Genomic DNA, 13,120 nt, shown 5'->3' on the forward strand with positions numbered 1-13,120 from the left:
GTGGCGATCATCCCCCGGCCTCACGCGTCCCGGCCCCTGCCAATAACGTCATGCCCTCTTACACCTAGACTGGGGCCATGACCGAGACCCAGGCATCCGAGCAGACCTACGACACGATCCTCGTCGAGACCCGCGGGCGGGTCGGCGTCATCACCCTCAACCGGCCGAAGGCGCTGAACGCGCTGAACGCCCAGGTGCTCGCCGATGTCCTGTCGGCGGCACGGGCCTTCGACGCCGACGACGGCATCGGCGCGATCCTGCTGACCGGATCGGAGAAGGCCTTCGCGGCCGGCGCCGACATCAAGGAGATGTCCGAGCGCGGGTTCTCGGAGATGTTCGCGACCGACTGGTTCGGCGCCTGGCAGGAGCTGGCGCAGCTCCGCACGCCCACCATCGCGGCCGTGAGCGGCTACGCCCTGGGCGGCGGGTGCGAGCTGGCCATGCTGTGCGATCTGCTGATCGCGGCCGACTCGGCGACGTTCGGCCAGCCGGAGATCAACCTGGGGGTGCTGCCCGGCATGGGCGGCTCGCAGCGCCTGACCCGGGCCATCGGGCGGCCCAAGGCCATGGACATGGTCCTGACGGGGCGGCAGATGGATGCCGCGGAGGCGGAGTCGGCCGGCCTGGTCTCGCGCGTGGTCCCTGCCGACCAGCTGCTCGAGCAGGCGATGGACATCGCCGAGACGATCGCCTCGAAGTCCCTGATGGCCACGATGGCCGCCAAGGAGGCGGTGAACGCCGCCCTGGAGACGCCGCTGTCGCAGGGGCTGATCTCCGAGCGGCGCCTGTTCCACAGCCTCTTCGCCACGGAGGACCAGAAGGAGGGCATGGCCGCGTTCGTCGAGAAGCGCGAGCCGCAGTTCCGCCACCGCTGAGCGGGTGACCGAGGCCGAGCGGCGTCGTCGGCCACGCAACGGCATGGAACCGGCGCCGTCCGACACGGTCCGGCGATGACGAGGCCCGCCGCCCCGTGCAAGGGGCGGCGGGCCTCGTTCCATGGTCCTCGGCGGCGGCCGACGAGCGCCGACCGGGTGTCAGCCCTCGGTCGTGCGGGCCGGGCGCTGGGACAGCTCGGCATCGATGCGCAGCAGGCCGGAGCCGTCGTCGCCGACGCGGCGGATGCGGCCCATGATCTCGTCGACCGTCGACTCCTCCTCGATCTGCTCCGAGGTGAACCAGTTGAGGATGGGGCGGGCGTCGATGTCGCCGGCCTCCTCGGTGGCCCGGTAGAGGTTCTGGATGGCCTCGGAGACCTTCTGCTCGTGCTTGTAGGCGGCCTCGAAGAGCTCCAGGGCGGAGGGCTCCACGAACTGCGCCGGCGCATTCAGGCCGCCGATCTGCACGTGGCCGTTGCGGGCATCCACGTGATCGATGAACTTGTTGGCGTGGACGATCTCCTCGTCCGCCTGGTGACGGAACCACGCGGCCATGCCGACGAGATCCTGCGCCTCGGCCTCGATCGCCAGCTGGCGGTAGACCAGAGAGGCCTCGAACTCGAGGGTGATCTGCTCGTTGAACTTGGCTTCGATCTCCTGTGAAATATTCATAATAAGAACTATAGGAGACCGGGCGGCTCGGCACCAGATCATGTGCTATGAGATGCATCGCTGAGCTGAGGCTCAGCTGGCCGAGGTCAGGCTCACCGAACCTCTTCGGACCTCGCGGCGCCCGTCGCAGTCCTCGACGCCGACCTGCTCGAGCCAGGCCGTGGCGGCCTCGGCATCCTGGCCCCCGCCGTTCTCGGTCATGGCCAGGCGCGTCCTCGGCGCTCGGGCGGGGCCGCCCATCCGGGGCTGCGCTCGAAGCTCTCCATGATCCGCACCTCCCGCCGCCGGGTCCCAGGCCGAGCGCGGCGGGCCGCGGGAGCAAGAGCCCAGGTGACAGGCAGGTCCGGCGGCAGGGTGAGTTCCTCCGCAGCGAGTCCTAAGGTGGAGCGGCCGGTCGATTCCGCAGGATCCTCAGGGTCCCTGGCGGGTCGGCCGTCTTCGTGCCGGAAGGCAGCCATTCCACCAGGAAGGAACTCCCATGGCAGGAACCGCCGAACCGCCGTCGGGCAGCACCGTCGTCCACGGGGCGGATGTGCCGTTCGACCCCGGGACCGCGGGGAAGCAGTCCCCCCGGCGCTCCGTCGTCAACTGGCCCGTGTTCCTCGGGGCCTCGGCGATCATCGTCGCATTCGCCGTCTGGGCCGCCGTCTGGCCGGGGACCGCCGAGACCGTCATCTTCGGGGCGATGGACTGGATCGCCACGAACTTCGGCTGGTACTACGTGCTGACCGTGACGACCGTCGTCGTCTTCGTGCTCGTGGTCGCCCTGTCCCGTGTGGGGCAGACCAAGATGGGCCCCGACCACTCCAAGCCCAAGTACAACCCCTTCACCTGGGCGGCCATGCTCTTCGCCGCGGGCATCGGCGTGGACCTCATGTTCTTCGGGATCTCGGGACCGGCGACCAACATCCTCACTCCCCCGGACGTGGCGCCGATGTCGGAGGAGGCCGCACGGATGGCCCCCCTGTGGACGATCTTCCAGTACGGCATCCCCGGCTGGGCCCTCTACGCGCTGATGGGGATGGTCTTCGGCCTGGTGGCCTACCGCTACCACCTGCCCCTGAGCATCCGCTCGGCCCTCGCGCCCGTCTTCGGCAAGCGCATCCACGGCGGCATCGGCCATGCCGCCGAGATCGGCGCCACGATCGGCACCGTCTTCGGCATCTCGGTGTCGCTCGGCATCGGCGTGGTGTTCCTGAACTACGGCCTCTCGGCGATCTTCGGCATCCCCACGAACGTCGCCGTCCAGGTCGCGCTCATGGCGGTCGCCGTGCTGATCACGGTGGCATCGACCGTCTCCGGCGTGGACAAGGGCATCCGCAGGCTCTCCGAGCTGAACGTGCTGCTGGCCATCGTGCTGATGCTCTGGATCCTGTTCACCGGCCGCACCCACGAGCTGCTCAACGCGCTCGTGCAGAACATCGGCGACTTCTTCTCCCGCTTCCCCGGGATGCTGATGAACACGTTCGCCTACACCGACGGCACCGCCGCCTACCCGGCGGATCAGTGGATGGCCGACTGGACGCTGTTCTTCTGGGCCTGGTGGATCGCCTGGGCGCCCTTCGTGAGCCTGTTCCTCGCCCGCATCTCCCGCGGCCGCACGCTGCGCCAGTTCGTGTTCGGCGTGCTGCTCATCCCGTTCGCCTTCATCCTGCTGTGGGTCTCGATCTTCGGGAACGCGACCCTGATGAACGCCGACGACCCGGATTTCCTGGAGCTGGCGGTCAGCCTCCCCGAGTCCGGCTTCTTCAACCTCCTGGAGCAGTACCCGGGCGCCTTCTTCACAATCCCGCTGGCGCTGCTCACGGGGCTGTTCTTCTACGTGACCTCGGCGGACTCCGGCTCGCTGGTCCTGGCGAACATGTCGTCGAAGACCACGGACACGGACACCGACGGCGCCCCATGGCTGCGCATCGTCTGGGCCGTCATCACCGGCATCCTGACCCTCGTCATGCTGTTCATCGACGGGGTCTACACCCTGCAGGCCGCCACGGTCATCGTGGGGCTGCCCCTGTCGCTGCTCGTGTGGATCGTGATGCTCAGCCTCTGGAAGATGCTGCGCACCGAGCAGGTGAACCTCGACTCCCGCCGGGCCGCCCTGCCGGGGCTGCTCAGGAGCCGCGTGCGCGAGACCGGCCAGCAGGGCAGTTGGCGCAAGCGCCTGCAGGACCGGATGTCCTACGCCTCCGCCGCGGACGCTCAGGCCTTCGTGGAGCGCACCGCGGCCCCCGCCGTGGAGGAGGTCGCCGCCGAGCTGTCCGACCTCGGGCTGTCGGTCGCGTGCCACCGCGGCGAGAACCCGGACAGCGGCATCCCGTTCGTGGACCTCGTCGTGTCCTTCCCGGAGGCCGAGGAGTTCAAGTACCAGGCCTATCCCGTGGCCCACGCGATGCCGAGCTTCGCGGCGAACCTGTCCGCCGTGCGCGATGTCTACTACCGGATCGAGATCTTCTCGACCCACGGATCGCGCGGCCGCGACATCATGGGGTACACCAAGGACCAGGTGATCGCCGACGTCCTGGACGCCTACGACGCGCACATCGCCTACCTGCACCTCAGCGGCGACGGCGGCGGCCTGGCGACCGGGGCCGTCACCGGCACCGCTCCGGACACCTGGCTCGACACGGACGAGATCGACGTGGTCGACCGGCGGTCCGAGCGGGCCGCCCGCACCGCAGCACTGACCAGCCCCACCGACAAGGAGTGAGCAGCGACATGACCGAGAGCATCGCGACCCTGTACATCGACGGAGCGTGGGTCCCCGCCTCCGACGGCGGGACGCGCACCATCATCTGCCCCGCCGACGGCACCGAGGTCGGCGCCGTCTCCGAGGCCACCGGCGACGACGTCGAGCGCGCGATCCTGGCCGCCCGGAAGGCCTTCGAGGGACGCGCCTGGGTGGACACCCCCGCCGCGCAGCGCGGCGACTTCCTGATCCGCGTCTCGGACGCCCTGCTGGAGCGCAAGGACGAGTTCGCCCGGGCCGAGGCGCTCGACACCGGCAAGCGCCTCGTGGAGGCCGAGGGCGACATGGACGACATCGCCGCCTGCTTCCGGTACTTCGGCAAGATCGCCGACCAGGACCCGGGGCGGCTGGTCGATGCCGGCGACGACGCCGTGATCTCCCGCGTGGTCCGCGAGCCGATCGGCGTGTGCGGCATGATCACGCCGTGGAACTTCCCGCTGCTGCAGGCCGCGTGGAAGATCGCCCCCGCCCTGGCCGCGGGCAACGCCTTCGTGCTCAAGCCGGCGGAGCTGACTCCGCACACCGCGATCCTGATCGTGGACGTGCTCGACGAGCTCGGCCTTCCGGCCGGTGTGGCCAACCTGGTGCTGGGCGACGGCGGCGTCGTCGGCGCCCCTCTGTCCAGCCACCCGGAGATCGATCTGGTGTCCTTCACGGGCGGTCTGGCGACCGGCCGGAAGATCGCGGCCGCGGCGGCCGAGGGCGTCAAGAAGGTCGCCCTGGAGCTGGGCGGCAAGAACCCGAACGTCGTCTTCGCCGATGCCGACTTCGACGCGGCCGTCGACAACGCGCTCAACGCGGCCTTCACCGACTCGGGGCTCGTCTGCTCGGCCGGCACCCGGCTGATCGTGCAGGACACGATCGCCGAGCGCTTCGTCGACGAGGTGGTCCGCCGCGCCGGCGACATCGTCATGGGCGGCCCGTTCGACGAGAAGGCCGAGACCGGCCCGCTCATCTCGAAGGCCCACCGGGACAAGGTCACCGACTACGTCCAGCGCGGCATCGCCGCCGGCGCCCGCCTGAGGGTCGGCGGCCACTGGGGCGGACAGGAGCACGAGTCCGGCTTCTTCTACGCCCCGACGGTGCTGGACCAGTGCGACCGGGACAACCCCGCGGTGGTCGAGGAGGGCTTCGGCCCGGTCATCACGGTCGAGACCTTCTCGACCGAGGCCGAGGCCGTCGAGATCGCCAACCACACCGAGTACGGCCTGGCCGGGGCGGTGTGGACCTCCGACGCCGGAACGGCCAACCGCGTGTCCCGGCGGCTGCGCCACGGCACCATCTGGATCAACGACTACCACCCCTACCTGCCGCAGGCGGAGTGGGGCGGCTTCAAGTCCTCCGGCGTGGGCCGCGAGCTCGGCCCGTCGGGTCTGGAGGAGTACACCGAGGCCAAGCACATCTACGAGAACACCGAGCCGGCCGTGACCGGCTGGTTCCCGCAGAAGTGACCGGCAGCATGCCAAGCGTGCCGCAGAACGAGATGGAGGAGGACCGCATGGCCGATGAGCCCGTGTCGGAGAACCTGATCACCGAGTACGACTACATCGTCGTGGGAGGCGGCTCGGCGGGCGCCGTCGTCGCCGCTCGGCTGAGCGAGGACCCGGAGATCTCCGTGGCCCTCGTCGAGGCCGGCGACCACGATCTGGACCACGAGATGGTCCTGCAGCTCAACCGCTGGCCGGAGATGCTGGAGTCCGGGCTCGACTGGGACTACCCGATCGAGCCGCAGGAGAACGGCAATTCGTTCATGCGCCATGCCCGGGCCAAGGTCCTGGGCGGCTGCTCGTCGCACAACTCGTGCATCGCCTTCCACCCGCCCGCCGAGGACATGGACCTGTGGGAGCAGATGGGCGCCGAGGGCTGGGGCGCCGAGACGATGCTGCCGCTGATCAAGCGCCTCGAGTCCAACCCGTCGCGCCCCGGCGAGCGGCACGGGACCGACGGGCCCGTCCAGCTGATGGACGCCCCGCCGGTCGATCCCGTCGGCGTGGCCCTGCTCGAGGCGTGCGAGCAGGCCGGCATCCCCCGCGCCCGGTTCAACGACTTCGAGACGGTCGTCAACGGCGCGAGCTTCTTCCAGGTCAACCGCCAGGCGGACGGCCGCCGGGCCTCGTCGTCGGTGTCCTACCTGCACCCGATCCAGCAGCGCGACAATCTCGAGATCCTCACGAACCGCCAGGTCATGCAGGTGCTCTTCGACGACGAGCAGCGGGCCGTGGGCATCGAGTACATCGACAACTGCTTCGACCGGTCGTCGATCATGCGCGCCCGCAAGGAGGTCATCCTCTCGGCCGGGGCCATCGACACCCCCAAGCTGCTGATGCTCTCGGGGATCGGCCCGGCGGATCACCTGCAGGAGGTCGGCATCGACGTGCGGGTGGACTCCCCGGGCGTGGGCTCGAACCTCCAGGACCACCCGGAGGCGGTGATCTCCTGGGAGTGCACCCAGCGGATGACCCGCGACACGACGCAGTGGTGGGAGATCGGCATCTTCTCCCCCACCGAGGAGGGCCTGGAGCTGCCGGACCTGATGATGCACTACGGCTCGGTGCCCTTCGACATGCACACGCGCCGACAGGGCTACCCCACCTCCCCCGAGTCGTTCGCGCTGACCCCCAACGTCACGCACGCCAGGTCCCGCGGCACGGTGCGCCTGCGCTCGATCGACTACCGGGACAAGCCCAAGGTGGATCCGCGCTACTTCACCGACGAGGACGGCTACGACATGTCCATCGCCGTGGCCGGCATCCGGAGGGCGCGCGAGATCGTCGCGCAGCCGGCCATGGACGCCTACCGCGGCCGCGAGCTGTTCCCGGGCGAGGAGGCCCAGACGGACGAGGAGATCGCCGACTACGTCGCCAAGACGCACAACACGGTCTACCACCCCGCCGGGACCTGCCGGATGGGCCCGGTCGACGACGACATGTCCCCGCTGGATCCCCAGCTGCGGGTCAAGGGCGTCCAGGGCCTGCGCGTCGTCGACGGCTCGATCATGCCGCAGCTCGTCGCCGTGAACCCGAACATCACCACGATGCTGATCGGCGAGCGCGCCGCGGACATCATCCGCGGCGCCTGAGCGCCGACGCGCTGTCCGGCACGTCGTCCGGCGGCCGCGGCGCCAGGAGGGCCCCGCAGACCCATCGGCCTGCGGGGCCCTCGTCATGACCGCCATGTGCTTCCCCTCACACGCCGTCTCCGCCATGCTCGTCCCATCACCTCCGGCCCACGCGCCGACCCCGACCCAGGAGGCGACCATGACCACCGCCGAGCGCCGCGAGCTGCGGCGCCCCTCCCCCGAGCGCATCGAGGCCTCCGAGCTGTCCCGCTATGCGCGATGGCTGCAGCGCACGCGCGGCGTGCGCGCGCAGAGCTACGCGCAGCTGCATGCCTGGAGCGTCGAGCACCTGGACGAGTTCTGGGAGTCGATCTGGGAGCACTTCGACGTCATCGGCGAGCGCGGGACGGGCCCGGTGCGCACCGGCGATGCGATCCTCGGCACGACGTGGTTCCCCGGCGCGCGGCTGAACTACGCCGAGAACCTCCTGCGCTGGTCCGAGCAGCGCCCGGACGACGAGGCGATCATCGGCCGTCACGAGACCTCGCCGCGCACCGCGCTGAGCTGGGCCGAGCTGCGCGGCCGGGTGGGGTCGCTGTCCGCCCGGCTGCGCGAGCTGGGCGTGCGCCCCGGCGACACCGTGTGCGCCGTGCTGCCCAGCATCCCCGAGACGATCACGGCACTGCTGGCCGTCGCGGCCGTGGGGGCCGTGTGGTCGGTCGTCAACACGGACTTCGGCGTGCAGGGGATCCGGGACCGGTTCGAGCAGATCGAGCCCACTGTGCTGCTGACCGTGGACGAGGTCGAGTTCAACGGCCGTCGCCGTGACCAGCTGCCGCTGCTCGCGGAGATCGTCGAGGCCCTGCCCAGCCTGGAGCACCACATCCTGGTGGACACGCGGCCGGGAGCGCAGGCCCCCTCCATCGGCGTGCCGAGCCGCCTGTACTCCGAGCTGGTGTCCGAGCCGCAGGAGCCCGACTTCGAGCCCGTCGAGTTCTCCCACCCGCTGTGGGTCCTCTACTCCTCGGGCACCACCGGCCGCCCCAAGGGCATCGTGCACTCCCACGGAGGCGTCGTCCTGGAGGCGCACAAGGCCAATGCCCTGCAGTACGACCTCCGCCCCGGCGACCGCGGGTACTTCGCGGTCTCGACCACCTGGATGGTGTGGAACCTCCTCGTCGACTCCATGATGCGCGGCGTCACGGTCATCACCTACGACGGCGTGCCGACAGCCGACTCCGGGCAGGTCCACGTGCGGCTGGTCGACGAGGAGCACGCCGCCTTCTTCGGCACGGGGGCCGCTCTGCTGTCGCTGATGGAGCGATCGGGCACGTCACCGGGCGAGCGCTTCGAGCTCTCGGAGCTGCGCACCGTGCTCTCGACCGGCTCCCCGCTGCCGGACTCCGCGTGGACCTGGGTCCACGACCGCCTCAAGGCCGACGTCCACCTGGGCTCAGACTCCGGCGGGACCGATGTGGCCTCGGGGATCCTGGGCTCCAATGCGTGGGATCCGGTGCGCGTGGGCGAGCTGCAGGCCCCTTACCTGGGCGTGGCCGCGGTGACCCTGGACCCGGACGGGCGACGGATCCGCGACGAGGTGGGAGAGCTCGTGATCACCGAGCCCATGCCGTCCATGCCGGTCATGTTCTGGAACGACCCCGAGGGCACCGCCTACCGCGAGGCCTACTTCAGCCAGTTCGACGGCCTGTGGCGCCAGGGCGACTGGGCCACGGAGCGCTCCGAGGGCGGCTGGCAGATCCACGGCCGCTCGGACTCGACGATCAACCGCGGCGGCATCCGCATGGGCTCGGCCGACATCACCTATGCGGTCGACGCGGTCCCCGGCGTGCAGGAGTCCATGGTGATCGGCGCCGAGCTCGAGGACGGCGGCTACTACATGCCGCTGTTCGTGGTCCCGCAGGAGGGAGTCGAGCTCGACGACGCCCTGCGCGAGGCCATCGTGCGCTCCATCCGAACCCGGGTCTCCCCGCGCTATGTCCCCGATGCGATCCTGGCCGCCCCGTCGGTGCCGACCACGCGCACCGGCAAGCTCATGGAGGTCCCGATCAAGCGGGTGTTCCAGGGCGGGGATCCGCAGGCCGTCAACCGCACCGCGGCGGCCGACGTCGAGACCCTGGAGTGGTACGTGGAGCAGGCCGCACGATTCGCGGCCGAGCGGGCCCGCGGCTCCTGAGACGCCCCGCCGGGAGCAGGCGGGGGCTGAACGGAGGCGGTGCCCCGGGACGTCCGCGGACGACCCGGGGCGCCGTGCTCCGGTGCGGCCGGCTCAGCCCTTGAGACGGTCGATGTGCTCGGAGGCCTGGGCCTTGGTCAGGTCGGCGGGGACGGTCTCGCCCGCCTGCTTGGCCAGGGTGTCCAGGTAGGACTTCTGGGACTCGGTCATGGGCTCGTCGCCGCTGACCCACTCCTCCGGATCCTTCTCCAGCGCGGAATCGCCGCCGGAATCGCCCGTGGCGCCCAGCATCTCGGCACCGCCCTCGGTGTCGTCGGTGACCGGCGTGTAGAGCTCGTCGTCGCCCTGTGCGTTCTCTGACATGGGAACAACCTCCTGGATCTGCGGCCGCCGCACGAGCGGCGGCCGGGTCGGGACGTCGACGCACGCCGCGGCGGTCGATGCCGCAGTGCGCGTCCGCGCTCATCATGGCACTGCCCACCGACGCAGCATCGGGGATGACGACGGCCGCCGCACGAGCGGCGGCGCTCAGGCGGTGCGCAGCCGCTGCACCAGCAGCACGACGGCCTGCGAGAGCACCATGCTGATCATCAGGACGACGATCGCCACGAGGCCGTCCGCGACGCTGATGCGCCCGTCGACGACGCTCGACCCCCACCATGTCACCGCGAAGACGGCCACGAGCATCACGCCGACGAAGACCAGCCGCAGCCACAGCGGATCGACCTGCGCGAAGACCGGGAGCATGGCCGCCCAGCCCAGGTTCGCGGCCGCCCAGAGGACCAAGGCCACGACCACGAGGCCCGCAGCATGCGGCGGGAGCGGCAGCGGCAGCAAGAGCGACGAGTCGACGTGCCACGGATGCTCCCCGCCCCGCAGCAGGTGCGGCCAGGCCAGCATGGCCGTCGTGAGCACCGCGGCCCAGGGCAGCCCGGCCAGGAGCACCGCCAGGCCGAGCCGGCGGCGCGGGAAGCCGCTGTCCGGCAGATCGGTGTCGAAGGCCCACCACGGCGACAGCAGAGCCCCGACCACCACGACGATGGCGCCGAGGAGAGCGCCGTCGAAGATGGGCTCGAAGGAGTTGTTCCGGATCAGACCGCGGGAGCCCAGGAAGACGAAGGCCCACGAGCCCAGCCCGATGGCGACCGCCCAGGCCGTCTGCCGGCGCAGGAAGCGGAGGATCTGAGCCGCCGACGACGGCTCGGCGGGCGTCGTCCGTGACGGCGGGATCATGCCTGATGGCTGGGGCACGACGGACTCCTTCGACGAGCGGTGTCGACGTCAGCCTAGTCAGACTATTTGCTTATGCAATACCGAGTCCTCGTGCCGGCGCGCTGCGGCCCCGGTCTCGGCGCGAGACCGGGGCCGCAGCGGCGCGAGGCGGTGTCGGATCAGAAGGTGCCGAAGTTCTGCGTGGCGTAGACATTGCCGTCGTCGCCTTCCGCCAGGCCGAACCCGGCCGCGTTGAACTGGGGATCCATGATGTTGGCCCGGTGCGAGGGGCTGTTCATCCAGTAGTCCACGAAGTAGGAGGCGGTCTCCTCCACGGAGCCCTGGGAGCCCATGCTGTAGGCGATGTTCTCGGCCATACCGGTGGAGCCGGCCGCACGGGTCTGCTCGATGAACGAGGGGTTGTGCGAGGGCGCCCCCGCGGCGGCCTGCTGCCCCGACCAGCCGGTGCTCATGGCATCCAGCTCGCCGCTTCCGGCCAGCGGGGACAGCCCGGCCTGGGCGCGGTGGTCGTTCACCTGCGCCAGGACCTCCTGGGAGACCTGCGCGGAGAAGGACGAGTCGACGGCGGGGGCGGCCTCGGGCTCGGGTGCCTGGGCGGCCGAGGCCTGTGCCCGGGGCTCGTCGGCGGCGACGGAGACCGCTGCCTGCGCGGGGGCGACTGCAGCACCGGTCCCGGCGGCGGCCAGAGCAGCGGCTGCGAGGCAGAGACGGGTCTTCTTCATGGGAATGCTCCTCAGCGAGTGGGGTGCGGGCGCGCTGCCCGAAGTCCGCTCGCGAACCTAGGAGCCGCAGCGACTCCCGCTCAAATCACTTTCGTTATCGAATCGTGATTCAGCCGTGATGCTCCTGTGACCTGAAGAGATGCTGAAGACCGCTGTCGCCCGCCATGAGGCGGATCGCGCTCCCCGGACTCGTCATCGCGATCGGAAGCCTGGGGATCTGCGCAGAATCACGGGCGCGGCCGACGCCCGGCCGTCGAGGAGGCCGGCGATCGCGCCGTGCCATGGGCGACGCTCAGACGACGCGGCCCGAGCGCGCGACCTGGTGCCGGCCGTGCACGAGCTGGTAGAAGACCCCGGCCACGACCACGAGTCCAGCCAGTCCCAGATACATGGGGCCGTAGCCCGTCGAGGAGAGGATCGCGCCCAGCAGCACCGGCCCCAGGCCGATGCCGACGTCGGCCAGCAGGAGCAGCGTCGAGATGCCGGTGCCGAGCCGATCGGCGGGCACGGCACTGACGGCGATGGCCTGGGCGGCCGGCATGAGCGTGCCGTAGCCCAGGCCGGTCAGCGCACCGGCGACGACGACCTGCCAGTCCTCGCCGGCCGCGGCCAGCACCACCAGCGCCAGGGCGAAGCACACGAGGCCGAACCACACGACCACGTTGTCGCCGCGCTGGTCCTGGACCCGGCCGAGCACGAAGCGCATCACGAGCATCGCCGCGGCATAGGCGACGAAGAACAGCCCGGCGCCGGCTGCGAGATCGCGCTCCACCGCATAGGCGTTGAGGTAGGTGATCACCCCGGCGTAGCACAGGCCGATCAGCACCATGAACAGCCCGATCGGCACGACGGCCGGGTGCACGATCTCGGACAGGGAGAAGCGGGCCTGCCGCGCAGCCGCGGCCTCGTCACGCTGCTCGGCCTCCTCGTCGGTGCGGGCGGGGGTGCCGGCAGCCGGCTTGCGCAGGAACAGCGCCAGGACGAGCCCGAGCACAGCGGTGCCCAGAGCCGTCGCGAAGAGGGCGCCGTAGCTGAAGGACCCGACCAGGAAGAGCCCCAGCGCGGGGCCGACGGCCGTGGCCAGGGTCGTGCCCAGGGCCACGTAGCCGGTGCCCTCGGCGCGACGGGCCGGCGGGATCACGGACTGGGCGATGGCCATGACCGCGGTGCTGGCGAACGCGTAGGCGAAGCCGTGCACGATGCGCACGGCGATCAGGGCGGGCAGCGAGGCTGCCGGGAGGTACAGCGCGCAGGCGATGATCACGACGGCCAGGGCCGCGAGCATGACCTTCCGGCGGCCGAGGCGGTCCACCACGAAGCCGGTGACCAGGCGCGCGACGGTGGCCCCGACGACGAATGCGCTCGAGGCGAAGCCGCTGGCCGCGTCGTCCGCGGCGAACTCCCGCACGGCATAGAGCGCCATGGTGGTCACGAGCAGGTAGAAGACCAGGTACTGCGAGAAGTTGACCAGCCACGCCAGCACGAAGGCAGGGGTGACCAGGCGCTGGGCGGCGGGGCGGTCGGTTCTGGGGATCTCACCGGTGGGGGCAGGCACGCGTCATCTCCTGGGGAACGGCATTTGTATGATGCAAATGTAGCACTGGAATTGCACGATACAAT

General features: G+C 70.5%; 11 protein-coding genes. 5 read left to right on the top strand and 6 right to left on the bottom strand.

The annotated features are described in order from the left end of the window. Positions 1-77 precede the first annotated feature (77 nt). A complete protein-coding gene (locus FSY66_RS10920; protein WP_144794855.1) occupies positions 78-875 on the top strand; it encodes an enoyl-CoA hydratase in 798 nt (265 codons plus the stop codon). A gap of 159 nt (positions 876-1,034) precedes the next feature. Here FSY66_RS10920 and FSY66_RS10925 read toward each other — a convergent pair whose 3' ends face one another. Next, positions 1,035-1,547: a ferritin gene (locus tag FSY66_RS10925; RefSeq protein ID WP_144794858.1), complete on the bottom strand. Its 513-nt coding sequence runs from the start codon at positions 1,545-1,547 to the stop codon at positions 1,035-1,037. A gap of 72 nt (positions 1,548-1,619) precedes the next feature. Beyond that, complete coding sequence (locus tag FSY66_RS12945; protein WP_260853658.1) at positions 1,620-1,748, bottom strand: hypothetical protein; 129 nt, start codon at positions 1,746-1,748, stop codon at positions 1,620-1,622. 277 nt (positions 1,749-2,025) lie between these two features. On the opposite strand from FSY66_RS12945, the gene betT reads away from it, so the two are divergent. From betT to FSY66_RS10945, 4 genes are all read left to right on the top strand, one after another. Further along, complete coding sequence (gene betT / locus FSY66_RS10930) at positions 2,026-4,254, top strand: choline BCCT transporter BetT (RefSeq protein ID WP_144794860.1); 2,229 nt, start codon at positions 2,026-2,028, stop codon at positions 4,252-4,254. Positions 4,255-4,262: 8 nt separating this feature from the next. Beyond that, positions 4,263-5,744, top strand: a complete 1,482-nt coding sequence (locus FSY66_RS10935) for an aldehyde dehydrogenase family protein (RefSeq protein ID WP_144794862.1) — start codon at positions 4,263-4,265, stop codon at positions 5,742-5,744. Between the two features lie 32 nt (positions 5,745-5,776). After that, positions 5,777-7,372 (top strand): GMC family oxidoreductase, encoded by a 1,596-nt coding sequence (locus FSY66_RS10940; protein ID WP_144794940.1) that lies wholly within the window; start codon positions 5,777-5,779, stop codon positions 7,370-7,372. Positions 7,373-7,550: 178 nt separating this feature from the next. Next, the gene (locus FSY66_RS10945) at positions 7,551-9,545 is read left to right on the top strand and encodes an acetoacetate--CoA ligase (protein ID WP_144794864.1); all 1,995 of its coding nucleotides are present in this window, start codon (positions 7,551-7,553) and stop codon (positions 9,543-9,545) included. A 93-nt stretch (positions 9,546-9,638) separates the two neighbouring features. On the opposite strand, the gene FSY66_RS10950 is transcribed toward FSY66_RS10945, so the two are convergent. From FSY66_RS10950 to FSY66_RS10965, 4 genes are all read right to left on the bottom strand, one after another. Further along, positions 9,639-9,908 (bottom strand): DUF3072 domain-containing protein, encoded by a 270-nt coding sequence (locus FSY66_RS10950; RefSeq protein WP_186304548.1) that lies wholly within the window; start codon positions 9,906-9,908, stop codon positions 9,639-9,641. A gap of 165 nt (positions 9,909-10,073) precedes the next feature. Next, positions 10,074-10,796: a hypothetical protein gene (locus FSY66_RS10955; protein WP_144794867.1), complete on the bottom strand. Its 723-nt coding sequence runs from the start codon at positions 10,794-10,796 to the stop codon at positions 10,074-10,076. 140 nt (positions 10,797-10,936) lie between these two features. Further along, positions 10,937-11,500 carry a CAP domain-containing protein gene (locus FSY66_RS10960; RefSeq protein WP_144794869.1) on the bottom strand — a complete coding sequence of 188 codons (564 nt, stop codon included), beginning with the start codon at positions 11,498-11,500 and terminating at the stop codon, positions 10,937-10,939. Positions 11,501-11,792: 292 nt separating this feature from the next. Next, the gene (locus tag FSY66_RS10965) at positions 11,793-13,055 is read right to left on the bottom strand and encodes an MFS transporter (protein WP_144794871.1); all 1,263 of its coding nucleotides are present in this window, start codon (positions 13,053-13,055) and stop codon (positions 11,793-11,795) included. Between the last annotated feature and the right edge of the window lie 65 nt (positions 13,056-13,120).

Origin of the sequence: Kocuria palustris (genome assembly GCF_007666205.1) — a bacterium.
Taxonomy (GTDB): Bacteria; Actinomycetota; Actinomycetes; order Actinomycetales; family Micrococcaceae; genus Kocuria; species Kocuria palustris_A.